19 protein-coding genes are annotated in these 23,746 nt (G+C 60.7%); 9 read left to right on the forward strand and 10 right to left on the reverse strand.

Going from position 1 to position 23,746, the window contains the following annotated elements:
* Positions 1–91: 91 nt before the first annotated feature.
* The 7 genes from AC1RRC_RS10690 to puuE all read right to left on the reverse strand — a co-directional run bounded on the left by AC1RRC_RS10690 (position 92) and on the right by puuE (position 12,868).
* Positions 92–3,529, reverse strand: coding sequence for a TonB-dependent receptor (locus tag AC1RRC_RS10690; RefSeq protein ID WP_493055436.1), 3,438 nt, complete (start codon positions 3,527–3,529; stop codon positions 92–94).
* Between the two features lie 505 nt (positions 3,530–4,034).
* Positions 4,035–5,504, reverse strand: coding sequence for an adenosine deaminase family protein (locus AC1RRC_RS10695; RefSeq protein WP_493055437.1), 1,470 nt, complete (start codon positions 5,502–5,504; stop codon positions 4,035–4,037).
* A 16-nt stretch (positions 5,505–5,520) separates the two neighbouring features.
* Entirely contained in the window at positions 5,521–6,843 is a 1,323-nt protein-coding gene (gene guaD, locus AC1RRC_RS10700) for a guanine deaminase (protein ID WP_493055438.1), read from the reverse strand.
* A gap of 82 nt (positions 6,844–6,925) precedes the next feature.
* Positions 6,926–7,972, reverse strand: coding sequence for a xanthine dehydrogenase accessory protein XdhC (gene xdhC / locus AC1RRC_RS10705; RefSeq protein ID WP_493055439.1), 1,047 nt, complete (start codon positions 7,970–7,972; stop codon positions 6,926–6,928).
* Position 7,973: 1 nt separating this feature from the next.
* Positions 7,974–10,304, reverse strand: a complete 2,331-nt coding sequence (xdhB, locus tag AC1RRC_RS10710) for a xanthine dehydrogenase molybdopterin binding subunit (RefSeq protein ID WP_493055440.1) — start codon at positions 10,302–10,304, stop codon at positions 7,974–7,976.
* Complete coding sequence (gene xdhA / locus AC1RRC_RS10715; RefSeq protein ID WP_493055441.1) at positions 10,301–11,761, reverse strand: xanthine dehydrogenase small subunit; 1,461 nt, start codon at positions 11,759–11,761, stop codon at positions 10,301–10,303. The genes xdhB and xdhA overlap by 4 nt, the downstream gene beginning before the upstream one ends.
* Before the next feature lie 150 nt (positions 11,762–11,911).
* A complete protein-coding gene (gene puuE / locus AC1RRC_RS10720; RefSeq protein ID WP_493055442.1) occupies positions 11,912–12,868 on the reverse strand; it encodes an allantoinase PuuE in 957 nt (318 codons plus the stop codon).
* 118 nt (positions 12,869–12,986) lie between these two features.
* Between puuE and uraH the strand changes: the two genes are divergently transcribed.
* Positions 12,987–13,340, forward strand: a complete 354-nt coding sequence (gene uraH / locus AC1RRC_RS10725) for a hydroxyisourate hydrolase (protein ID WP_493055443.1) — start codon at positions 12,987–12,989, stop codon at positions 13,338–13,340.
* A 139-nt stretch (positions 13,341–13,479) separates the two neighbouring features.
* Complete coding sequence (locus AC1RRC_RS10730; RefSeq protein WP_493055444.1) at positions 13,480–13,827, forward strand: PsiF family protein; 348 nt, start codon at positions 13,480–13,482, stop codon at positions 13,825–13,827.
* An 84-nt stretch (positions 13,828–13,911) separates the two neighbouring features.
* On the opposite strand, the gene AC1RRC_RS10735 is transcribed toward AC1RRC_RS10730, so the two are convergent.
* Complete coding sequence (locus AC1RRC_RS10735; RefSeq protein WP_493055445.1) at positions 13,912–15,177, reverse strand: right-handed parallel beta-helix repeat-containing protein; 1,266 nt, start codon at positions 15,175–15,177, stop codon at positions 13,912–13,914.
* Positions 15,178–15,401: 224 nt separating this feature from the next.
* On the opposite strand from AC1RRC_RS10735, the gene AC1RRC_RS10740 reads away from it, so the two are divergent.
* The 7 genes from AC1RRC_RS10740 to yacG all read left to right on the forward strand — a co-directional run bounded on the left by AC1RRC_RS10740 (position 15,402) and on the right by yacG (position 22,384).
* Entirely contained in the window at positions 15,402–16,679 is a 1,278-nt protein-coding gene (locus AC1RRC_RS10740; protein ID WP_493055446.1) for an HlyC/CorC family transporter, read from the forward strand.
* 120 nt (positions 16,680–16,799) lie between these two features.
* The gene (pilB, locus tag AC1RRC_RS10745; protein ID WP_493055447.1) at positions 16,800–18,533 is read left to right on the forward strand and encodes a type IV-A pilus assembly ATPase PilB; all 1,734 of its coding nucleotides are present in this window, start codon (positions 16,800–16,802) and stop codon (positions 18,531–18,533) included.
* An 11-nt stretch (positions 18,534–18,544) separates the two neighbouring features.
* Entirely contained in the window at positions 18,545–19,768 is a 1,224-nt protein-coding gene (locus AC1RRC_RS10750; protein ID WP_493055448.1) for a type II secretion system F family protein, read from the forward strand.
* A gap of 107 nt (positions 19,769–19,875) precedes the next feature.
* Complete coding sequence (locus AC1RRC_RS10755; RefSeq protein ID WP_493055449.1) at positions 19,876–20,745, forward strand: prepilin peptidase; 870 nt, start codon at positions 19,876–19,878, stop codon at positions 20,743–20,745.
* Positions 20,745–21,380, forward strand: coding sequence for a dephospho-CoA kinase (coaE, locus tag AC1RRC_RS10760; protein ID WP_493055518.1), 636 nt, complete (start codon positions 20,745–20,747; stop codon positions 21,378–21,380). Before AC1RRC_RS10755 ends, coaE begins: the two co-directional genes overlap by 1 nt.
* A gap of 63 nt (positions 21,381–21,443) precedes the next feature.
* Positions 21,444–22,199 (forward strand): cell division protein ZapD, encoded by a 756-nt coding sequence (gene zapD / locus AC1RRC_RS10765; RefSeq protein WP_493055450.1) that lies wholly within the window; start codon positions 21,444–21,446, stop codon positions 22,197–22,199.
* Positions 22,200–22,210: 11 nt separating this feature from the next.
* The gene (gene yacG, locus AC1RRC_RS10770; RefSeq protein ID WP_154375226.1) at positions 22,211–22,384 is read left to right on the forward strand and encodes a DNA gyrase inhibitor YacG; all 174 of its coding nucleotides are present in this window, start codon (positions 22,211–22,213) and stop codon (positions 22,382–22,384) included.
* 87 nt (positions 22,385–22,471) lie between these two features.
* Here yacG and AC1RRC_RS10775 read toward each other — a convergent pair whose 3' ends face one another.
* Together AC1RRC_RS10775 and AC1RRC_RS10780 are read right to left on the reverse strand one after the other, a co-directional pair.
* Positions 22,472–22,879, reverse strand: a complete 408-nt coding sequence (locus AC1RRC_RS10775; protein WP_493055451.1) for an NUDIX domain-containing protein — start codon at positions 22,877–22,879, stop codon at positions 22,472–22,474.
* Complete coding sequence (locus tag AC1RRC_RS10780) at positions 22,876–23,742, reverse strand: ATP-binding protein (protein ID WP_493055519.1); 867 nt, start codon at positions 23,740–23,742, stop codon at positions 22,876–22,878. The genes AC1RRC_RS10775 and AC1RRC_RS10780 overlap by 4 nt, the downstream gene beginning before the upstream one ends.
* Positions 23,743–23,746: the final 4 nt, after the last annotated feature.

Raw genomic sequence — 23,746 nt, forward strand, 5'->3', positions numbered from 1 at the left:
CACTGCCGCACCGGGGAAACGGTGCGTTACAAAAAAAACGGCCGGTGTCGCCACCGGCCGTTCTTGCAGGACTAACTCAAAGGACGAGCGTTTAGAACTCGTACTTCAGCGTCGCCTGGATGGCCCACTGGGATTCGCCTTTTTCCTGGCGAACGTTCAAGTCTTCCACCTTGTCGCGCAATTGGTAGATGTACTTGCCGCTGGCATCGATACCGGCGAAGTCGACGAAGCTACGTGCTTGCGCACCGGCGGACTGGAAGCCCACTTCGTTGATACGGCCCCACTTCTTGTTGATCAGGTTGCCCACGTTGAAGACATCGAACGTGAAGGTGGCTTTGTGACCGTTGAAGAAGCTTGGAATTTCCTGCGAAACGCGCATGTCGAAACTGTTGGTCCATGGCGCGAAGTCGCTGTTGCGGCTCACGACTTTGCCGGCCGAACGCTTCAGCACGCCGTTCTGGTTGACGATAGACCAGAACTTGTCTTCGTTGGCGTGGTTGGTTGCGGTATCGCCTTTGAAGATCACTTCGCCCGCGCCTGGCGCCGAAGGAACATACATCAAGTCGTTACCGGCCAGGCCGTCACCGTTCATGTCGTTGTTGATGGTCCAGCTGTATGGCTTGCCGGCGCGGCCTTCATAGAACAGGCCGAAGCGGGTGTTATACGTGCCGAAGAACTTCTTCTGGAAGTTGACCACCGCGTTGATACGGTCTTTCACCAGGTAGCTGGAGTTCGCGTTGACTTCTTCGTTCGGGTTGAACACCGAACGGCCGGACCAGTTCGAGTTCGACGTCGACGAGGTCAGTGGCGACACTTCCTTGGCTTCCGTGTAGGTGTAAGCCACGGACCAGCCGAAGCCCCCCGTCAGCGGACGCGACAGCGACACGGTCATCAGGTTGGAGCCGCCCTTGCTGGTTTTCTGCGCCAGGATCACGTTGTTGAACGACGCGTTCGAACCGGATTTCGCGCGCAGGCCCGAGCAGGTGGTACCGGTGGTGATGGAGCCGCCGGTGGCGTTCCAGCACGCGGTGTTGTACGCCTGGTCGGTGTAGTACAGTTCGCGGCCATCGGTACCCATACGGGTCGGGGCGCCCAGGTTCAAGTTCTGGTAGTAGATACCATCCTTGACGTCGAGTTTCAGGTACTCGGCGGCAAACACGACGCCGTACCATGGCAGTTCATGGTCAAATGCGATGTTGGCTTTCCAGACCGATGGCTGGCGCAGGCCAGGAGCCAGGATGTCGACGTTGGCGGCCGGTGCCGTGCCGCTGAAGGTTGGCTGGTTGTTGATGTCCGCGCTGAACACGCCGCCAGTGGTCGGGCAGGCGGCATAACCGCTGATGCCGCAACCCACGGTCTTGGTGATCACGCCAGGATTCGAGAACGCATTCGATACCCACACGGTCGCCGCAGCGCCCTGGAACAGGCCGGCGCCGCCGCGCAACTGGGTCGGACGCGATGCGTCGAACTGGTAGTTGAAGCCCACGCGCGGCTGCCACAGTTTCTGGCCGTCGAAGGTGTTGGTGTTGTCGTAGCCATAGCCACCGGTCTGGCGGCCGGTCGCCGTGGTGCGTGCGATGGTTGGCGCCGCGACAGCCGCATTGGCCGCTGGACGGTCATCCATCGTATTCATGTCGATACGTACGCCGCCGTTCACGGTCAGGCGCGAGTTGACGGACCAGGTATCCTGCACGAACAGGCCGGTGTTCTTCATGCTGAACTTGGCCACGGCATCTTCCATGGTCTTGCCGGCATTGGCCACCTGGGTCTGGTACGACGATGGACGGCCACGGCTGAAGTTTTCCAGCACGGCTTGTTCATGCTGGGCAGCGCTCAGGGACGTGCAATTGGTGATGTTCGCGCCGGCGGTCACACCGGTCACCGTGTTGTAGCCAATGTTCGGGATACAGGCGAAGGTGTAGTTGCCATACACGTTTTGCAGGAACGCGTTGTAGACCTTGTTGTTCTGGTAGTCGCCGCCGAACTTGAGTTCATGGTCGCCCAGGCTCCAGTTGGCACCCAGGTAAACGTCATCGGTTTTGGTGCCGAGGATGTTACGCTGGCGGCTGTTTTCCGTACCGAAGTTGATGAAGCGGTTACCGGTCGACAGGCCGGACGGCGCACCGGCTGGCAGGGTGCCGGAGAATTGCAGCGCCATGGCCGGCATTTGCGCATTCACGCGCGGCACCGAGTCATAATCGCGCTGCGACAGTTTCAGTTCGGTCGAGAAGGTCGGGCTCCAATCGGCGGTCCACTGCGCGACTTTGGTTTCAATCGCCTTGACCTGGCTGTACCACGACGAGTTCAGCGACACACCGGTGGCGCTCAGCAGTGGGAAGATCGGGTCGGATTGTTCGGTCTTGGCGAAACGCACCATCACGCGGTGGTCGTCGTTGACGTTCCAGTCCAGCTTCAGCAGCTTGTCGGTCACGTTCAGCGCCAAGCCGGCCGGCACGTCCGAGGTGCCGATATCCAGGCCATAACGGTCCTTGGCGATTTGCTGGGCAGCGGCAATCGCGCCGGTGGTCACGCCGACGTTGGTCTTGTCGCTGCCGATCGGGCCGAACGCTGGCGCGGTACGGGTCGATTGCAGTTTTTCGTAGTTGGCGAAGATGAACAGCTTGTCCTTGATCAGCGGTGCACCCAGGGTGAAGCCCTTGGTGGTTTCCTTGAACGGCGCCGGATCGAAGTACGTGTTGTTGGTGGTGTTGAAGCGCTCGCCGGCGCCCTGGTCGTTACGGAAAACGTAGTAGACGCTGCCCTTGATCTTGTTGGTGCCGGACTTGGTCACGGCGTTGACGTTACCGCCCGTGTAACCCTTTTGCGTCACGTCGTAGTTGGCGACGTTGATCTGCACCGACTGGATGGCTTCGATCGAAATCGGCTGTTTCGACGTTGGCGAGCCAGAAGCTTCCAGGCCGAACGTATCGTTGACGGAAACGCCGTCAATGGTCAGCGAGTTGAAGCGGCTGTTCTGGCCAGCCACGGACATTTCGCCGCGCTCTTTGTCGGTCTGCGAAACGCGTGGGTCGGAACGCGCATAGTCTTGCAGGTTACGGTTGATCGAACCCTGGATCGCCAGTTCGGTCGCCGACACGCTGGTGCCCGCGCCCATCGAGGTTTTCGAGAATTTGTCCGAACGGCCACCGGCCACGCCGGCGATCGTCACGGTCTGCACGGCCGGTGCGCCCAGCGTTGCATCCACGTTGGCGGTTTCCGCCAGGTTCGTGTAGATCTCTTCACGCTTCTCGGTCACGCCGTTTTTCGTCACGGTGATCGTGTACGGACCGCCTACGCGCAGGCCGCGGGCCAGATAGCGGCCTTCCGCGTCGGTCGTCACATTGCTGACCGAACCGGACTCGTTGTGCAGGATCGTCACGGTCGCGCCAGCCGCAGGCTTGCCATCCGCGCCGGCAATGCGGCCGCCGATGTTCGAAGTGGTGTTCTGTGCGAACGACGGTGCTGCCGCAAGCGCGATAGACAGGCTGAGCGCAATCTGCGTCAACCGGAGCCGTGGATGATTCATCATTGTATAACCCCAAAAAAGACAAATATTCATGAAAGCACTGGCAGCCGTCCACTTGGCCGGCCGTCCGTACTTCCTCTTTTACTTTTGCTGCAAACTTGTTGTGCGGCGAACGTGGCGCCGTACTTTATTCTGCTGAGCTACGAATCAGTCTAACTTTGCAATGTTTCAATACCATGACACACAAGAAACTTCTGAATGCAGTCTGAATTCCAATTGCAAAACAAGCATTTTTGCGACGTTAAAATCCACTATGCACGAAGCAAAAATGCATGACAAATTCGATTTTCTTCTCGAATTGAGACGCTAAATGTATAAATCCGCTAGTTTTAGTCGGCCGAGCGTGGCCGGAACGAGGGTGAGGCGGGATTATAAGAGGACTTGAATAGGATTCATGTGGAAAATGCATACTAATCGCACAAAAGATATGCTCTTGTAGCATGCCAGCCACACAATTATACGAATTGCATCATGCCAGCGGCCATGCCGCTGGCGCATGGATGAAAGCTTATTTTTTTGCGGAATGCAGCGTCGCCGCAACATCGGCTTCAAATTGCGCGAAGCGCGCATCCAGCGATTTCAGCAGACGCTGTTTGTCGCCATTGGCCAGGAATGCATAACGGATGCTGTCGTACGACAGTTTCTTCACTTCCGCGTAGTCGGTCTTGTAGCGGCTGGCGAACAACACGTATTCATTCGACAAGTTATTGCGCGACACACCCGCGTCATCGGTGGCCAATATAAATGGCACGCCGTATTTGCGGTACAGGGTGACGGGGTGCTGGTCGCCCTTGATGCCAAGGATGAATTCATTGCTGGTCAGGTTGACTTCGACCGGGATGTTCTTGTCGCGCATGGCTTTCAGCAAGGCCGGCGCATGGCGTTCGTGGGCAATATCCATGCCGTGGCCGATCCGCGCCGCCCCCGCCGTATGCACCGCTTCCGCGATGTGCGACTGCAAGCCTTCCGGCGGCACCATGCCCAGCGCCAGCTCGCCCGCGTGCAGCGACAGGTTCACTTCCGGGAATTTCTTTTTCAGGAAGGCGAACATCTGCATGTGCAGTGTGTAATCGCGCATCGCCACATGGGTGCTTTCCTGTCCGACGATATTCACGCCCACGACTTTCGGGTTTTGGCGCGCCAGCTTGAAGCCCGACACCATGCCGGAAAACACTTGCGACGGCGACAGGAAGCGCAGCACGAAGGGCTGGTAGCGCATGGTGAACCGCGCATCGTCGATGCCGGCGCTGGCCGTGTTGACGTTGGCGTCGTAGGCGGCAAGCCAGCCATTCCAGCCGGCGTCCTTGTCGAGCGCGGCCATCAGCGACTCGAATTGCGCATTGAGATCGGCGCCCTGCTTCAATACGGCCTGGTCGAAGTCCGCGTATTGCGCCAGCGGCGCGATTTCGAACACGGTTTCAATGTAGGTGACGTTTTCATTGATGGCGCGCTGCTTCAGCGTGCGCAAGCCATCGGCCGTGTTGGTGGACGACACCGGGCCGAAATACGGGAAGGTATCGAAGAAGGTGCGGTCGGGCGGGGTTTGCTGGCCGCTGTGGTTATAGAAATCCTTGGTGGCCCAGCGCTGCAGCACTTCCGCCAGCACCGTATTGTCCAGCAGGACATCGGCGCCGGTCAGGCAGCCGCGGTCCTTGGCCGCCAGGCCGCGCTGCGCCGCGTTGAGCGCCGCGTCGGTTTCAATGCGGTAAGTAGCCTTGTTGACGCAGTATTTTTCGCGGTCGACCCAGTCCAGGAATTGTTCCGCATAGATGGCGCCCGAATAGTGGTGGTGCAGGTCGCCGCCTTTCGGCATCATCGTGAAGAACATCGTCAGTTCCGCCAGTTTCGGCTGGCCGCCCGCCACCAGCGAGGCGAAGTGGCGTTTGACGATGGTTTCATTGCCGGCCGCGTGCGCGGGCATAGCGAAGGTGGATGCTACTGCGGCGGCGATCAACAGTTTCGGGAGAGTCTTGTGCATGGAGTGCCCTGTCTGGTTATTGGTCGGGGGCAGCCTCCGTCACGCGTTCATGCACCAATCGCCCCTGCGCATAACTCGCGGCCACGGCCCGGTCGTCGCCCAGCAGCGCCAGCGCGAACAACAACTCTTCCAGACTGTTGCAGTGGCTGGTGCGGCGCGCCAGCAGCGGCGTCGCCTTGGGGTCGAGCACGATAAAGTCCGCTTCCACGCCGGCGGCGAAATTGCCGATCGTGCCTTGCAGTTGCAGGCTGCGGGCGGCCCCCAGGGTGGCGAGATAAAACATGCGCAGGGCCGGCAGGTAGCTGCCCTGTAAGCGCGCTACTTTATAGGCTTCATTCATCGTTTGCAACAACGAGAACGAGGTGCCCGCGCCAACGTCGGTTGCCAGCGACAGCAGCATGCCGGCGCTATCTGCGGCAGTGAAATCAAACAGGCCGCTGCCGAGGAACAGGTTCGAGGTTGGGCAGACGGCGGCCGCCGCGCCGGTAGCCGCCATGCGCGCCCGGTCGTGTTCATCGAGCCAGATGCAGTGGCCATACACGGCGCGCGGCCGCAGCAAGCCATAGCGGTCATACACGTCGAGGTAGCTGCGCGCGCCGGGAAACAGGTCCATCGCCCAGCGGCATTCATCCTGGTTTTCCGAGACGTGGGTCTGGATATACACGTCGGGGTAAGCGCGCGCCAGTTCGCCCGCCACCTGCAACTGGGCGTCGGTGGACGTGGGTGCAAAACGGGGCGTCAAGGCATATAGCTGGCGCGCTTTGCCGTGCCAGCGGCGGATCAGGTCTTCACTGTCACGCCCGCCGGATTCCGCGCAATCTTTTAGAAAGTCGGGGCAATGGCGGTCCATCAAGACTTTGCCGGCCGCCATGCGCAAGCCACGTTTGCTGCTGGCCTCAAAAAACGCCTCGACCGATTGCGGATGCACGGTGCAATACACCAGCGCCGTGGTGGTGCCGTTGCGCAGCAATTCATCGAGGAAGAATTCCGCTGTTGCCGCGGCAATGGCCGGGTCTTCGAAGCGGCGTTCGGTGGGGAAGGTGAAGTTATCGAGCCATGGCAGCAAGCCCGGGGCGGGCGAGGCAATCATGTCGGTTTGCGGATAGTGGATGTGGGTGTCGATGAAGCCGGGGGTGATCAGTTTCCCCCGGTAATCGGTGACCGTCGTGCCGGGTGGCAGGGTTGCGTGCAATGCCGCGTAATCGCCTGCGGCTTTGACTTTGCCGTGTTCGATGACCAGCAGGCCGTCTTCGTGCCAGCGGTGGGCGTCTTGCGCGAAGGCCGGGTCGGCGCTGAAGTGCAGCAGGCTGGCGCGGAAGGCTTGGGTGGTGGCGGGCATACGGCGGTTCCTCCTTGCGGGTGCTGCTGTGACGCATGCACGGCGGTTTTCGCGTCAGCGAAAGCCGCCATGCACACCACGGTCAACGCGAACTTCCGGCTGCCCGCAGCATGGTCATGGTCTGCGACAGCTTGCGCGGCAGGCGTTCCATTTCCTGCTGTTCCCACACGCCCAGCAATTGCGCCACCACCGAGGCGGCGATCACGGCAGGCGCCTTGTTCGTGATGCCGGCAATGCCGATCGGGCATACCATCGCATCGATCCGGCCCTGCTCAAAGCCTTTGGCTTGCAAGCGGTGTTCAAACTGCATGCGCTTGGTTTTCGAGCCGATCAAACCGAACCAGTACACATCGTCGCGGCGCATAATGGTTTCCGTCAGGCGCTGGTCCAGCGCGTGGTTATGCGTCATCACGAGGTAGCTGGCATTGGCCGGCGCATCGGCCACGCACATTTCCGGCACCTCGGACGCTTCCACCACGACGTTGGCGGGAATGTCAGCCGCGTCCGGGAACATGTCTTCGCGCTCGTCGACCCAGGTGACGGTGCACGGCAAATCCGCCAGCGCACGCACGATGGCGGCGCCGACATGGCCCGCGCCAAACAGGGTCAGGTGCGCGCGCGGCGCCAGCACCGGATCGACCAGCCAGCGGCGGCCCGCGTCATCGGTCATCAAATGGGCAGCCTGCTTGCTGTCGAACTTGGGCGCGCCGAATTCGGACACCGTCAGCGGCTGGCCCTGCACATCGAACAACGCGGAGGCGGCGGGACCATCGAGCGCCGTCAGGCGCCAGCAATCCTCACGCCGGCGCTTGCGCAACTGGTCCATCACGGGCGCCAGGCGCGCATCGTTTTTTTCAAACAGCAGGTACACTACGCCGCCGCAGCACTGGCCCAGGCTGGGACCCAGCGCAAAACGTTCATAGCGCACCGCCGGACCGCTGTGCTGCTTCACCATGTCGCGCGCGATATCGATGGCGCGCATTTCCAGGTGGCCGCCGCCAATGGTGTCGAATTCATCGCTGGCGGTAATCAGCATTTTCGCACCGGTTTCGCGCGGGCCCGAGCCCTCCACTTTCGCAACGGTGATCAACACGGCAGGCGCCGCAGGGTCAGTGAGCCAGTCAGTCATGTTATTTCACTGCGCTTGTTACAGCGGCAATGGCCTTCAATATGGATTCGGAAGTCGCCGGTGCATTCAGCGGCGGGTTGGTTTGATGGTTGCCCGCCGCTGACACTGCATCGCGGATGGCAAAGAAAACAGAAAATGGCAGCAGCAACGGCGGTTCACCCACGGCTTTCGAACGGTGGATGCTGTCGGCCACGTTACGGTTGTCGAACAAGTCGCAGCGGAAATCCTGCGGGCAGTCCGACACGCCCGGGATCTTGTACGTCGATGGCGCGTGCGTCATCAGTTTGCCGCCCGCGTTCCACCACAGTTCTTCCGTGGTCAGCCAGCCCATCCCCTGGATAAACGCGCCTTCCACCTGGCCGATATCGATGGCGGGATTGAGCGAATTGCCGGCGTCGTACAGCATATCGGCGCGCAACAGCTTCCACTCGCCCGTCAGGGTATCGACCGCGACTTCAGCCACCGCGGCGCCATAGGCGAAATAGAAGAACGGGTGGCCGGTCATGGTTTTCGGATCCCACGACAGGCCGGGCGTCGAATAAAAACCATCCGACCACAATTGCACGCGGGCCAGGTAGGCTTTTTGCACCAGTTCTTCGAACGGGATCGCATGGCCGTTGACGTGCACCTTGTCGCCATGGAACTGCACGTGTTCAGCACTGCCGCCATGCAGGCTGGCGGCAAATTGGGCGAGCCGCTCGCGGATTTGGCCCGCCGCATGCTGCGCGGCCTTGCCATTCAAGTCCGCGCCGGTCGAGGCGGCCGTGGCGGACGTGTTCGAGACCTTGCTGGTATCGGTGGCGGTCACGCGCACAAACGACAAGTCGCGGCCCAGTTCATGCGCCACCACCTGCGCCACCTTGGTATTGATGCCCTGCCCCATCTCCGTGCCGCCATGGTTGACGAGGATGGAGCCATCGACGTACACGTGCACCAGGGCGCCGGCCTGGTTCAAGTGCGTGACATTGAAGGCGATCCCGAATTTCACGGGTGTGAACGCCAGGCCTTTCTTCAGTACCGTGCTGGAAGCGTTGTACGTGTTGACGGCGGCGCGGCGCGCGCGGTAGTCGCTGGTCGCTTCCAGTTGCGCCGCCAGTTCGTGGATCACGTTGTCTTCCACCACCTGGCCATAGGGCGTGACGTTGCGGTCATGCCTGCCATAGAAATTGAGCTTGCGCACGTCCAACGCATCCTTGCCCAGGTCGCGGGCAATTTCGTCGATGATGTTTTCAATCGCAATCGCGCCCTGCGGGCCGCCAAAGCCGCGGAAGGCGGTGTTCGATTGCGTGTTGGTCTTGCCGCAGCAGGCGCGGATATCGGCGTCGGACAGGTAATACGCGTTATCGAAGTGGCACACGGCGCGCGTGGCGACCGGACCGGACAGGTCGGCGGAAAAGCCCGCGCGCGACACCATGTCGACTTTGGCGCCGAGGATGCGGCCTTCATCGTCGTAGCCGACTTCATACTCGTAATAAAAGCAGTGGCGCTTGCCCGTGACCAGCATGTCGTCGTCGCGGTCGGCGCGCAGCTTGACGGGGCGGTTGAGTTTTTTTGCCGCGATCGCGGCGCACGACGCCCACAGCGCCGATTGCGATTCCTTGCCGCCGAAGCCACCGCCCATGCGGCGGCATTCGACCAGCACATGGTGCGAGCGGACATGCAGCGCGTGGGCAATCACGTGCTGCATTTCGCTGGGGTGCTGCGTCGAGCAATAGACGTGCATGCCATCGGCTTCTTTCGGAATCGCGTAGGCGATCTGCCCTTCCAGGTAAAACTGTTCCTGGCCGCCCACATACAGCGTGCTTTTCAGCTTGCGCGGCGCGTTGTCAAACGCGGCCTGGAAATCGCCCCGCTTCAAATGCATCGGCGGCAGCACATAGGATTCGGCGGCCTTCGCCGCCTGCGGCGTCAGGATCGCGGGCAATTCGTCATACGCGACCACGGCATGCCGGGCGGCGCGGCGCGCATTGTCATGGGTATCGGCCACCACGATAAAAATCGGCTGGCCGACATATTCCACCTTGCCATCGGCCAGGATCGGATCGTCGTGGATGATGGGACCGCAATCGTTGACGCCGGGGATGTCTGCCGCCAGGTACACGGCCTTGACGCCAGGCGACGCGCGTACCGGGTCCAGGTCAATCGCGGACAACTTCGCGTGCGGCTTGCTTGATAAGCCCAGCGCCGCGTGCAAGGTGCCCTGCATTTCAGGGATATCGTCGGTGTACGTGGCCTGGCCCAGAACGTGCAGCTCCGCCGATTCGTGCGGTTTGCCCAAGCCGACGCCGGTCCATGCCAGAGATTGCAATTCGGATGCAGCAGGATAGTTCATACCACCTCCCACACATTCAGGTCGCTGGCGGCCAGCGGTGCATCCGCCCGCGTTTCCAGCCAAAAGCGGCGCAGCAGGTTTTGCGCCGCCGTCATGCGGTAATCGCTGGAAGCGCGCATGTCGGACAGCGGCGCGTAATCGCGCGCCAGCGCCGCCATGGCGTCTGTCAGATGCGCCTCATCCCACAGTTGCCCATTGAGCACGGCTTCCGCCTGCGGCGCGCGTTTGGCGGTGGCCGCCATGCCGCCAAAGGCAATGCGCGCCTGCTTCACCACGCCGCCGTCAAGTTCGAAGGCAAACGCGGCGCACACGGCGGAAATATCCTGGTCAAAGCGCTTGGCCAGTTTATAGGTGCGGAATTGCACGCCAGTTTGCGGCAGCGGAATGCGCACGGCTTCCACGAATTCGCCCGGCTGCAAGTCTTTTTTCATGTAATCGAGGTAGAACGCATCGAGCGCCAGCACGCGGCGCCCGGCTTGCGAACGCAGCACCACCTCGCTGCCCAGCGCGATCAGCCACGGCATCGAGTCGCCGATCGGCGAACCGTTGGCGACATTGCCGCCCAAGGTGCCCGCATTGCGGATCGGCAGCGAGGCAAAGCGCTGCCACATTTCACCGAGTTGCGGATAGTGCCGGCAAAGCGCGCCATAGGCATCGTTCAGGGTGACGCCGGCGCCCACTTCCAGCATGGCGTCGTCAAGCGTGATGGTGTTCAGTTCCGCCACGTTGCCAAGGTAAATGATGTCGTTCAGTTCGCGCATCTGCTTGGTCACCCACAGGCCGACGTCGGTGGAGCCAGCCAGCATCAGCGCCTGCGGGCGGCTGGACCGCAACGCCACCAGTTCCGCTAAAGTGCGGGGCGCGTGGAAATGGCGGCCTTCGTGACTGTAGGTCGTGCCCTGGCCGCGCTGCAAGGCTTGCAGGGCCGTGGCCAGCGCGGCGCGGTCGAATGGCGCTTTCGGTAATTCCGTCATGCGTTGCGCGGCGTCGATAATCGGGCGGTAGCCGGTGCAGCGGCACAGGTTGCCGGACAGTGCATCGTCGATCTGCTTGCGGGAACACGGCCCGGCATCCTGGTTCAGGTACAAACCCCACAGCGACATGACAAAGCCCGGCGTGCAAAAGCCGCACTGGGAACCATGGCATTCCACCAGCGCCTGCTGCACCGGATGCAATGCGCCATCCGCCAGTTGCACGTCTTCGACGGTGAACAGGGCCTTGCCATCAAGGGTCGGTGTGAATTGGATACAGGAATTGACGGTTTTGAGTTCCAGCCGGCCGTCCACCAGCGCGCCCAGCACGACCGTGCAGGCGCCGCAATCACCTTCGGCGCAGCCTTCCTTGGTGCCCGTGCAGTGCAAATCTTCACGCAAATGCTGCAACACGGTTTGCGTGGGGGAGACGCCGTCCACGGTGTGTACGGCGCCGCGATAGTAAAAACGAATCGGTTCTGACATTGTAGCCTCGCCCCCCTGAGTACATACAAGACTATCAGTTCCCCGGCACGGCCCATATATGAAATGGCTGATGTCACACATCAGCCATGATCAATACGGCCGGACAGGTCGTTCGCCGCAGGCGGCGCGGGGCGCCGCTGCGTAATTACTTCATTCTACAAAGGGATGCTGTTTATGCCAGTGTTCCGCGATATCGATGCGGCGCGTGATCCAGACTTTGTCATGGCTTTGCACGTAATCGAGGAAACGCGCCAGCGCGGCGGCACGGCCGGGACGGCCAACCAGGCGGCAGTGCAAGCCGATCGACAGCATCTTCGGCGCATTCAGCCCTTCCGGATCGCCTTCCGCGTATAGCGTATCGAACGCATCTTTCAGGTAATCGAAGAATTGCGTGCCGGAGTTGAAACCCTGCATGGCGGCAAAGCGCATGTCATTGGTGTCCAGCGTGTACGGCACGATCAGTTGCGGTTTCACCACGGCCAGGCCGCTGTCCGGGTCCTTGTGCTCGACCTGCATCCAGAAGGGCAAATCGTCGCCATAGTGGTCGGCGTCATAGCGGAAGCCGCCATGCTCCATCACCAGCCGGTGGGTATTGGGGGAATCGCGGCCGGTGTACCAGCCCTGCGGCGCGGAACCGGTCAATTCCTTGATGATTTCCACCGCTTCCTTCATGTGGGCACGTTCGGTGGCTTCGTCGGCGTTCTGGTACGAAATCCAGCGCAAGCCGTGGCAGGCAATTTCGTGGCCCAGCTCCATGAAGGCCGCCACCGCTTCCGGATTGCGCTTGAGCGCCATCGAGACGCCAAAGATGGTCAGCGGCAGCTTGCGGTCTTCAAACATGCGGATCAAACGCCACAGGCCGGCACGGGAACCATATTCATAAATGGTTTCCATCGACAAATGGCGGGTCGGGAACGCCTGGGCGCCGATGATTTCCGACAGGAAGGTTTCAGAGGCCGGGTCGCCATGCAGCACGTTGTTTTCCGCGCCTTCCTCGTAATTCAGCACGAATTGCAACGCCACGCGGGCGCCGTTCGGCCATTGCGGGTGGGGCGGAGTGCGGCCGTAGCCGATCATGTCGCGTGGGTAGTTATCGTAAGTGCTCATAGGTCTCTGTTAGCAGTGGCGATGATGATGCATTTCACCAATAATATATGTCGATACCGACATCAGTATAAGATTTGCACGATATCGTCTCTTTCCCAACCTATATAGGAGTAATCCAATGGGCAAACTCAGCACCCACGTATTGGATACCACGGCGGGCAAACCCGGCGCCGGCGTCAAAGTCGCCCTGTATGAAATCCTGCCGCAAGGCCGCGTGCTGCTCAAAAACGACGTCACCAACGCGGACGGCCGGTGTGATGCCCCCCTCCTTGAGGGAAACTCGATGAAAACCGGCAAATTCGAACTGGTGTTCGATGCCGGCGATTACTTTGCCGCGCAGGGCGCCCATGTACCGGAACCGCGCTTTATCGACCAGGTGACGATTGCGTTCGGCATTGCCGACGCGGGGCAGAATTACCACGTGCCGCTGGTGGTGTCGCCATGGGCGTACTCGACGTATCGGGGCAGCTGAGGGAGCCGTTGAGGGGGCAGCTGAGTTTGTTGACTCATGTCAACCGGCAGCAACAGGCGCACGTTTGAGGTCATGACACGGATCAAACTTGTCGTATAGTAATTCGGATCACACCTCTTACTGAACAGGAATTCTTGCCATGAAAAAACTGATCGCCGTCTCCGCCATTGCCGCCCTGGCAGCGTTTGCCTCGCTGTGTTCGTCGTCCGCCTTTGCCCAGGCATCGGCATCGGCAGCCGCGTCGGCAGCCGCCTCCGCGCCGAAAACCGCCCAGCAAAGCAAGATGGGCACTTGCAACAAGGAGGCGGAAGGCAAAAAAGGCGATGACCGCAAAGCCTTCATGAAAGAATGCCTGAGCAACAAACCCGTTGTGGCCGCCGCTGCCACGCAGCAGGACAAAATGAAATCCTGCAACAAGGATGCGGAAGGCATGAAAGGCGATGACCGCAAAGCCTTCATGAAAACCTGCCTGAGCGCGAAGAAATAAGCTTCCGCCTGTCTTAACCGGCCTGGCGCCGCCGGCTGCGCGGGCCGGGCGCCGGCACCGCGCGGTGCATTACGCCAGCCATGCTTACGGCTTTCTGGTTCCCGCCGACAGCACCGTGATCGCCACCGCCCCCGACTGATACGCGCCGAGATCCAGTTTGGCCGCAGGGGGCCGTGGCGCTGCGCTGGCCGTGTGCTGGTATTCCATCATGGGCCGCAGCGCCACGCCGGTCGGCGGCACGATCGGTTCCGAGCCCGCGCCGGTAATTTGCGGGTTGGTCAGCGGGTGCAAGTCATATGCCGCCCGGTTGACGAACGCCACCTGGTCCGCCTTGTAATTGGTCTGCAACACGGCCGCCGCCTGGCTGGCCAGCGTGCCCTTGCCTGAAAACAGATTGTTTTGGATGTGCGCCGGCTTGGTAATGCGCGCGTGCACGTTGATAAAGATACCGTTGGCGCCGTCGTTGAGGAAAGTGTTGTTGACGATATACAGCGCATCGGCCGCGCCGCTGGACGCTTCCGCGCCAAACGACAGCAAGGTGCTGTTTTCGTATGCGGCCGGCTGCTGGATCACATTGCCGATCACATAAGCCGTGCCGCCATTGGGCAAATCGATTTCATAGCTGGGCCGCCCTGCCGCCGTACTGCCCTGTTCGCTCGGCCCCAGCGTGGAAAAGCGGTTGTAAATCACGGTATTGACCCGCGCGCGCGATTTCAGGTTGTGGCCGATCACGGCGTCATGCGCATAGTTATAGCGGAACACCAGGCTGGCGATGGCGCCGATGTACACATTGTGGGTCTGGCCGCTGCCATCGCCGTTGTGGCCGAAGTCATTGTTTTCCAACACGATATTGGAATTCGCATTGGCGCCGCACAGGATGCCGTTTTCATTGTCGTGAATAAAGCTGTTTCGCAGCGTAAAGTTCGTGCCTTCGATGCGAAACGCGGCGCCATTCTTGTCCGGTACTTTCGCGCCATAGATTTCCACGTTGTCCACCACCACGTTACTGCCGCCGATCACCCACACGGCCTTGCCCTGGGCGCTCTTGCCGGCCGCATCGATTTTCGGACGGCCCCGCACGCCGCGAATCGTCAAGTTGCTGGTGGCGATATAGCAGACATTGCCGCTGTAGAGGTTGTTGCCTTCGATTTCCACGATATCGCCGGCCTTGGCGACGGCAAAGGCCGCGCAAGGCGTCGCGTAGGTCTTGCCGGGACCGGCGGCCAGCACGGCCGCCTGGACGCTGGCCAGGGGCGCCAGCGCACACAGCACCGGCAACAAAACGGCACGGATCGGCGCACCGGACGAACAGCCAAGCAAGCCGTCGATTGTATCGTGCAAGGGATTCATATCGACCTCCACCAGAGCGGAAATCCAATCTACGCCGAATCTTGTAAACGCTGCGCACGCCTGCCTGAGGTCGCTCATGTGTTTCCGCCGGGGCCCCCTTGGCTTGCCCGGTAACACTGCTTGCCTTAAAATCCACCAACCCGCGCCCTGCGGGCACCGCCACGGGCCGGTTCCCGCCCCCCGCCGATAGACCAATCCCATGCCTGCTTTTACACGGTGACCCATTGGATACCGTACCCATATGGGCGCAACTGACTGCGCTTGCTTTCCTGATCCTGTGTTCCGCGTTTTTCGCCATGGCGGAAACCGCATTGATGGCCGCCAACCGGCACCGCCTGCGCCACAAGGCCAAGCGCGGCAGCCGGCGCGCCCTGGCCACCCTGTGGCTGCTGGAACGCACCAATAAACTGCTGTCGCTGGTCTTGATCGCCAATACGCTGATCAATGCCACGGCGATTGCCCTGGTGACCGCCATCGTCATCCATACCTTTGGCTATGACGAATGGCTGGTGGTGGCGTCCACGGCCGCCATGACATTCCTGCTGGTGGTGTTTGCTGAAATCTCGCCCAAGATGATCGGCGCCACCTATGCCGAACAAATCGCGCTGCCCACCGCCATGCTGCTGCGCCCGCTGCTGTCGGCGGCCCGTCCCCTGCTGTGGTTCGTCAACCTGTTCACCAGCACGGTCTTGCGGGTATTCGGCATCCGGATGGGGACACCGCTGCACGACGCGCGGCTGTCGCCGGATGAATTGCGCACGCTGTTGTTGGATGGTGGCAACGCCATGCCGCAAAAACACCGCAGCATCCTGCTGAACCTGTTCGACCTCGAAGCGATCTCGGTGGAAGACATCATGACGCCACGGGTGCAGATCGAAGCGCTGAACCTGGCCGCGCCGGTGGAAGAAATCAAACGCCAGCTGACCACCTGCTATCACAACAAACTGCCCGTCTATGAAGGCGAGATCAACCGGATCGCCGGCATCTTGCATGTGCGCAAAGCCATGGCGCTGCTGACGCAGGAAGACGAACTCACGGCGGAACACTTCCGCGCCCTGTTGACGGAACCCTATTTCATCCCCCAGGACACCGGCGTCCTGACGCAATTGCAGTACTTCCAGGAAAACAAGGAACGCCTCGGCATCATCGTCGATGAATATGGCGAAGTGCAGGGCCTGGTCACGCTGGACGACATCATTGAAGAAATGATCGGCGAATTCACCACCTCCACGCCGGGCGCGGCCCGGGCGGAATCGTTTGCCTGGAGCGCCCAAGGCGACTGCCTGCTGGAAGGATCTGTTGCGCTGCGTGACATTAACAAGCGGTTGGGATTAAACTTTTCCCTGGATGGGCCGAAAACCTTGAATGGGATGCTGTTGGAATACTTGCAAGACATCCCGGAAGCGCCCATCAGCGTCAAAACCGGTGGATGCGTGATCGAAGTGGTACAAGTGCAAAACCAGTCGATCAAAGTCGTGAAATTGATACGTCCGCGCAGCTGAAAAACCACGCCTGGCAGCGCGCACGGTTGGACCGCAGCTTTACAAAAATGATGCCTACAGGCATCATCGGCGGATGCCTTCGGGCCAGACTATCAATCTTGTAGTTTTCCTAATGGCGCTATGGCTGCAGTCCAACCCAATCCAGCCTCCAGCCCGCCCTTGCCAGGGCTGGCGCGAGCATTGATGCAGGCCGGCCGCCTGACGCCTGTGCAGGCGGAGGCGCTGCAAAAAAAAGCCCAGACCGACAAACAGCCCTTCATTGACACGCTGCTGGCCGGCGGGTCGATTTCTCCCCGCGACCTGGCCGGCTTTTGCTCGGAAACCTTTGCCTACCCGATGATGGATCTGGCGGCCTTTGCCATCGACCAGTTACCGCAGAAAATCATCGACCCCAAGCTGATGATGGCGCAGCGCGTCGTCGCGCTGTCGAAACGGGGCAACAAGATGGCGGTGGCGATTTCCGACCCCACCAATATCCAGGCGCTCGACCAGATCAAGTTCCAGACTGAATCGTCGGTGGAACCCGTGATCGTGCCGCACGACAGCCTGCTGCAATTGTTGGCATCGCTGGGCCGCAGCGCGGAACAAAGCCTCAATGAACTGGCCGGCGACCAGGAAGATATCCAGTTCGCGGAAGAACAGCAGGCGTCCCCGGAAGCCGCCGCCGATCCCGGCATGACCGAGGTGGAAGACGCGCCGATCGTGCGCTTCCTGAACAAGATGTTGATGGATGCCGTCAACCAGGGCGCCTCCGACTTGCACTTCGAGCCGTTTGAAAAGTTTTACCGCATCCGCTTCCGGGTGGACGGCGTGCTGCTCGAACATGCGCAGCCGCCCGTGTCCATCAAGGACAAGCTGGTGTCGCGCATCAAGGTGCTGGCCAAGCTCGATATTTCAGAAAAGCGTGTGCCGCAGGATGGCCGCATGCGCCTGATTGTCTCGCCCACGAAAACCATCGACTTGCGGGTGTCCACCCTGCCGACCTTGTTTGGCGAAAAGACCGTCATGCGTATCCTGGACGCCACACAGGCGCAAATGGGGATTGATTCACTGGGCTACGACCCTGACCAAAGGCAATTGCTGATGGATGCCATCCACCGGCCCTACGGCATGGTGCTGGTGACGGGGCCGACCGGTTCCGGCAAGACCGTGTCGCTGTACACTTGCCTGAATATCCTGAACAAGCCCGGCATCAATATTTCAACGGCGGAAGACCCGGCGGAAATCAACTTGCCGGGCGTAAACCAGGTCAACGTCAATGACAAGGCGGGACTGACGTTCCCGGTCGCGCTGAAGGCATTCCTGCGGCAAGATCCGGATATCATCATGGTGGGGGAAATCCGCGACCTGGAAACCGGCGATATCGCGATCAAGGCGGCGCAAACCGGCCACATGGTGTTTTCCACCCTGCACACCAACGACGCGCCATCGACCTTGACGCGTTTGATGAACATGGGCGTGGCGCCCTTCAATATCGCCTCGTCCGTGATATTGATTACCGCGCAGCGCCTGGCGCGGCGTTTATGCACCTGCAAGCAGCCGGTCGATATTTCACGCGACTTGCTGTTGAAAGCCGGCTTCAAGGACGAAGAACTGGACGGCAGCTGGAAACCCTACGGCCCGGTCGGCTGTGAGCGCTGCAACGGCGGCGGCTACAAGGGACGGGTCGGCATTTACCAGATCATGCCGATCACGTCGGCCATTGAATCCATTATCCTGGCCCACGGCAATGCCATGCAGATCGCCGAACAGTCGGAAAAGGAAGGGGTTAAATCGCTGCGCCAGTCTGGCCTCGTTAAAGTCAAAAATGGCTTGACCAGCCTGGAAGAAGTGCTTGGCTGCACCAACGAATAAAGGTTAGGACTATGGCCACATCAAGCAACGCTGGCGGACCGGTGAAGGAATCCGTGTTCGCCTGGGAAGGCAAGGACAAGAGCGGCAAGACCGTGCGGGGCGAATTGCGCGCCGGCGGCGAAGCCGTGGTCAACGTGACCTTGCGGCGCCAGGGCATCATGGTCACCAAGGTCAAGAAAAAGACCTACCGCTCCGGCCAGAAAATCACCGACAAGGACATCACCCTGTTCACGCGCCAGCTGGCCACGATGATGAAGGCCGGCGTGCCGTTGCTGCAATCGTTCGACATTGTCGGCAAGGGCCATTCCAATCCGTCGGTCGCGAAAATGATCATGGACTTGCGCAACGATATTGAAACCGGCACCAGCCTGAACCAGGCGTTTCGCAAATTCCCGCTGTATTTCGACCCTTTGTTCTGCAACCTGGTGGGCGCCGGCGAACAGGCCGGTATCCTGGAAGACTTGCTGACCCGGCTGGCGATCTACAAGGAAAAAACGCTGGCCATGAAGGCCAAGATCAAGTCCGCGCTGACCTATCCGGTATCGATCCTGGGCGTGGCCTTCGTTGTCACGGCCGTCATCATGATCTGGGTGGTGCCCGCCTTCAAGGAAGTGTTCAAAAGCTTTGGCGCGGACTTGCCGGCCCCCACCCTGTTTGTCATGGCGGTGTCGGAATACTTTGTCCAATACTGGTGGCTGATTTTCGGCAGTATTTTCGGTTCGATTTACTTCTTCTTCCAGGCCTGGCGGCGTTCGCCCAAAGTCCAGCGCGCGATGGATGTCCTGATGCTGAAGCTGCCGATCTTTGGCGAAGTGATCCGGAAGGCCACGGTGGCGCGCTGGACCCGTACCTTGTCGACCATGTTTGCGGCCGGCGTGCCGTTGGTGGAATCCCTCGACTCGGTCGGCGGCGCGTCCGGCAATATCGTCTACCTGGAGGCGACCAAACGCATCCAGAATGAAGTGTCGACCGGCACCAGCCTGACCGTGGCCATGCAAAACGCGGAGGTGTTCCCCGTCATGGTCACGCAAATGGTGGCGATCGGCGAAGAATCCGGTGCGCTCGACTCCATGCTGAGCAAGGTCGCGGATTTTTATGAAGAAGAAGTCGACGAAGCGGTGGCATCACTGTCGAGCCTGATGGAGCCGCTGATCATGGTGATCCTTGGCGTCATCATTGGCGGCCTGGTGGTGGCGATGTACTTGCCGATCTTCAAACTGGGTTCGGTGGTCTAAGTCCCGTCGCACCGCCCTTCCCATGCTGGTGGCAGCCAATGGCGGCCACCAGCCACCGGCATTTCCCTTAATATACGAAAACAATCCCAACCAACGGAACCCGACCGATGCAGGAACTCTTGCTGTTTGCCCCGCCCGCCACCCTGATCGCCGCGATCGCGGCAGGCATCTTTGGTTTATTGATCGGCAGTTTCCTGAATGTCGTCATCCATCGCCTGCCGATCATGGAACAGCGCGAAACCGACAACACGATTGCGGAAATCCGTGAAGAACCCCTGCCCCACACCGACCGCTATGACCTGCTCATGCCGCGCTCGGCCTGCCCCCATTGCGGGCACCAGATCACAGCCCTGGAAAACATCCCGGTCATCAGCTATGCCGTGTTGAAAGGGAAGTGCAGCCAGTGCAAGGCGGGCATCTCCGTGCGCTATCCGTTGGTGGAAGCGTTCACCGGGCTGGTATCGGCCGGACTGGTGTGGCAGTTCGGCAGCGGATGGACCGGCATGGCCACCTTGCTGTTCGCCTACCTGCTGATCGCCATGACCTTCATCGACCTCGACACGATGATGCTGCCCGATGCGCTGACGTATCCGCTGCTATGGGCCGGCTTGCTGGTCAACGTCAACGCCATGTTTGTTCCGCTGGAGCAGGCGGTCATCGGCGCCGCGGCGGGCTACCTGGCGCTGTGGAGCGTGTACTGGCTGTTCAAGCTGGCGACCGGCAAGGAAGGCATGGGCTACGGCGACTTCAAGCTGCTGGCGGCGCTGGGCGCCTGGATGGGCTGGATGATGCTGCCGATCATCATCATCCTGTCGGCCGTGTCCGGCGCTGTGTTCGGCATCATTCAAATGATCATGGCGCGCGCCGGCCTCGGCTATAAATTCCCGTTCGGGCCCTACCTGGCGGCGGCCGGCCTGATTGCCCTGGTGTACAAGGCGCCACTGCAAGGCATCCTCACCGCCGTGCTGGGCCAATGATGCCGGCGGCATTTACCGTCGGGCTGACCGGCGGCATCGGCAGCGGCAAAAGCGTGGTGGCGCGGCTGTTTGCCGCGCGCGGCGCCACCATCGTCGACACCGACCAGATCGCCCACGGCATGACCGGCCCGCATGGCCCCGCCATGGACGCCATCCGCGCCGAGTTCGGCGCACAGTATGCGGACGCACAGGGTGCGCTGGACCGCGCTAAAATGCGCGCGCTGGTATTTTCCGACCCGACCGCCAAAGCCCGGCTGGAAGCCATCCTGCATCCGCGCATCCGCGATGCGGCACTGGCCGCCGCGGCCTGCGCCACCGGCGCCTACGTGATATATGACGTGCCGCTGCTGGTGGAATCCGGCACCTGGAAACAGCGCGTGTCGCGGGTGCTGGTGGTCGATTGCCCGGAACCGGTGCAGATCAGCCGCGTCATGGCCCGCAACGGTATGCCGGAGAGCCAGGTATTGGCCATCATGGCCAATCAGGCGACGCGCGCGCAGCGTGCGGCAGCGGCGGACGATATCATCAATAATGGCGGGGATTTAGGTGCGCTGGAGGAACAAGTTGCCCATTTCCACGATTTATACCTGGCATTTTCAGCAGGAACGATAACAATACCATCGCAACGTTTGTAATTTCGGCTAGCTTGGTTCAGAATCACGGAATTCTTTCAGGCCCATCTTTAGAGGGAAGTCATTTTGATTGTCTACGAATACCCTTTCAACGAGCGCATACGCACGTTGTTGCGGCTGGAAGACCTGTATGAGAAATTCAAATTCTTTGTGCACCAGGAACACCCGATGCAGCATCACGTCGCCCTGGCGACGATTTTCGACATGCTGGAAGTGGCTGGCCGCGCCGATTTAAAGTCCGATTTACTGCAAGAACTGGAACGCCAGCGCCAAAGCTTGCTGGGTTACCGCTCGAATCCGAATGTCCAGGCTGAAATGCTCGACGCCGTGCTGTCGGAATTGGACGCGGTATCCAGCGCGCTGGTGGCGGCCCAGGGAAAGACCGGCCAGAATGTCCGGGACAATGAATGGCTGATGAGTATTCGCGGCCGCACGATTATTCCCGGCGGCGCCTGTGAATTTGATTTGCCGTCGTATTATGCGTGGCAGCAGCGTTCCGCCGAAGCGCGCTTTAATGATATTGCCGGCTGGTTTGCGCCATTGGCGCCCTTATTCGACGCGCTGGGCCTGGTATTGCGTTTGCTGCGCGATTCCGGCGGTCCGGTGAAAATGATTGCCAATTCCGGCAGCTATCAGCAAATGCTTCAAGGCAAGGTTTATCAAATGCTGCGCCTGACCCTGGATGATTCGCTGGGCGCCATTCCCGAAATCTCGGCGAATAAATATATGCTGTGGGTACGCTTTACCTCGCAGGGCGGCGATTTGAAGCCGCGCCCGCTGGAAGACGATGTCCCGTTTGAGCTGACGCTCTGTAATTTTTGAAGTGATGCACCATGACTGCCGTAGTTGAATGCCCGACCTGCTCCGCCAAGGTGGAGTGGACTGAAAAAAACAAATACCGCCCGTTCTGTTCCGAACGCTGCAAACAAATCGACCTGGGCGCCTGGGCCGAAGAAAAATACACGATCCCCGCCGCGCCGCCCGTCGATCCCAACGACGAAGAATAATTCCCCGGCAGCACAGATCTACTCGATATTTTGGGGCCTGGCCCCAAAAGCACTATCGTTCGGCATATGAACGATAGGCTTCTGTGGTCATGGCAAGGCGTGGGGATCGTGGCGGACTTGTTCCAGCCACTGCAGCAGCGGGATCGTGGCCGGCAGCAGCGGTTCGACGCCGACCGCGCCCTGCCACGCAAAGGCTTGCCCTTCCAGGCTTTGCGGTTCGCCGCTCCAGTCGCGGCTGATGTAGAAATGCAGGCGCACGTGGGCGTGCGGATAAACATGTTCCACGCCACACCATTCCTGCGCGCTGTGGATGGCGAGTCCCAGCTCTTCCAGGAATTCCCGCTTCAGCGCCTCCAGCACGGTTTCCCCCGGGTCGACTTTCCCGCCCGGGAATTCCCAATACCCGTCATACGGCTTGCCCGCCGGGCGCTGGCCCAGCAGCACATCGCCGTTCGGCTTGACCAGCACCCCGACTGCGACATCGACGATACTCATGCCATCTTTCCCGCGTGGTCGCGCGCGAATTGCCACGCCACCCGCCCCGAACGGGAACCCCGCTGCAGCGCCCAGCGCAGCGCTTCGCCGCGCGCTTCCGCCACCTGTGCATCGGTGCAGCCGAAATGCCTGAGCCAGTAGCCGACAATGTCCAGGTAGTCATCTTGCTTGAACGGATAAAACGACAGCCACAAGCCAAAACGCTCCGACAGTGAAATCTTTTCTTCCACCGTTTCGCCCGGATGCAAATCGCCATCCTCGTCGTGCTTGTAGGTCGCGTTATCGGACATCCGCTCCGGCATCAAATGGCGCCGGTTCGATGTCGCGTAAATCAGCACGTTGTCCGATTGCGCGGACACCGAACCATCGAGCGCCACCTTCAGCGCCTTGTAGCCGCTCTCGCCTTCTTCGAACGACAGGTCGTCGCAAAAGACGATGAAGCGCTCGGGACGGCCCGCCACCAGGTCGACGATGTCGCCCAGTTCGTGCAAGTCTTCCTTGTCCACTTCGATCAGGCGCAAGCCGTCATTGGCAAAGCGGTTCAGGCAAGCCTTGATCAGCGACGATTTGCCGGTGCCGCGCGCGCCCGTCAACAGCACATTGTTGGCCGGGCGGCCCGCCACGAACTGGCGCGTGTTCTGCTCGATCGCTTCCTTCTGGCGCGCGATGTTGTGCAAGTCGTCCAGCGCGATCGGCGCCACGCTGCGCACCGGCTGCAACTGGCTGGCGGCGCCATGGCGGCGGCGCCAGCGGTAGGCGAACGACAGGTTCCAGTCCGGCTCGCGCGGTGCTTGCGGCAGGATCGCTTCCACCCGCGCCAGCACCGCTTCGGCGCGCAGCAGGAATTGTTCGAGCGACGTCACCATA

Source organism: Pseudoduganella sp. GW821-FHT12E03, assembly GCF_058807115.1.

Bases quoted from the DNA above. Each gene is read 5' to 3' on its own strand.
- AC1RRC_RS10750 (WP_493055448.1), top strand. From the start codon at position 18,545: ATGGCCACATCAAGCAACGCTGGCGGACCGGTGAAGGAATCCGTGTTC.
- puuE (WP_493055442.1), bottom strand. From the start codon at position 12,868: ATGAGCACTTACGATAACTACCCACGCGACATGATCGGCTACGGCCGC.
- AC1RRC_RS10735 (WP_493055445.1), bottom strand. From the start codon at position 15,177: ATGAATCCCTTGCACGATACAATCGACGGCTTGCTTGGCTGTTCGTCC.
- AC1RRC_RS10730 (WP_493055444.1), top strand. From the start codon at position 13,480: ATGAAAAAACTGATCGCCGTCTCCGCCATTGCCGCCCTGGCAGCGTTT.
- xdhB (WP_493055440.1), bottom strand. From the start codon at position 10,304: ATGAACTATCCTGCTGCATCCGAATTGCAATCTCTGGCATGGACCGGC.
- pilB (WP_493055447.1), top strand. From the start codon at position 16,800: ATGGCTGCAGTCCAACCCAATCCAGCCTCCAGCCCGCCCTTGCCAGGG.
- AC1RRC_RS10695 (WP_493055437.1), bottom strand. From the start codon at position 5,504: ATGCACAAGACTCTCCCGAAACTGTTGATCGCCGCCGCAGTAGCATCC.
- AC1RRC_RS10690 (WP_493055436.1), bottom strand. From the start codon at position 3,529: ATGATGAATCATCCACGGCTCCGGTTGACGCAGATTGCGCTCAGCCTG.
- xdhA (WP_493055441.1), bottom strand. From the start codon at position 11,761: ATGTCAGAACCGATTCGTTTTTACTATCGCGGCGCCGTACACACCGTG.
- uraH (WP_493055443.1), top strand. From the start codon at position 12,987: ATGGGCAAACTCAGCACCCACGTATTGGATACCACGGCGGGCAAACCC.
- AC1RRC_RS10775 (WP_493055451.1), bottom strand. From the start codon at position 22,879: ATGAGTATCGTCGATGTCGCAGTCGGGGTGCTGGTCAAGCCGAACGGC.
- AC1RRC_RS10755 (WP_493055449.1), top strand. From the start codon at position 19,876: ATGCAGGAACTCTTGCTGTTTGCCCCGCCCGCCACCCTGATCGCCGCG.
- xdhC (WP_493055439.1), bottom strand. From the start codon at position 7,972: ATGACTGACTGGCTCACTGACCCTGCGGCGCCTGCCGTGTTGATCACC.
- yacG (WP_154375226.1), top strand. From the start codon at position 22,211: ATGACTGCCGTAGTTGAATGCCCGACCTGCTCCGCCAAGGTGGAGTGG.
- coaE (WP_493055518.1), top strand. From the start codon at position 20,745: ATGCCGGCGGCATTTACCGTCGGGCTGACCGGCGGCATCGGCAGCGGC.
- guaD (WP_493055438.1), bottom strand. From the start codon at position 6,843: ATGCCCGCCACCACCCAAGCCTTCCGCGCCAGCCTGCTGCACTTCAGC.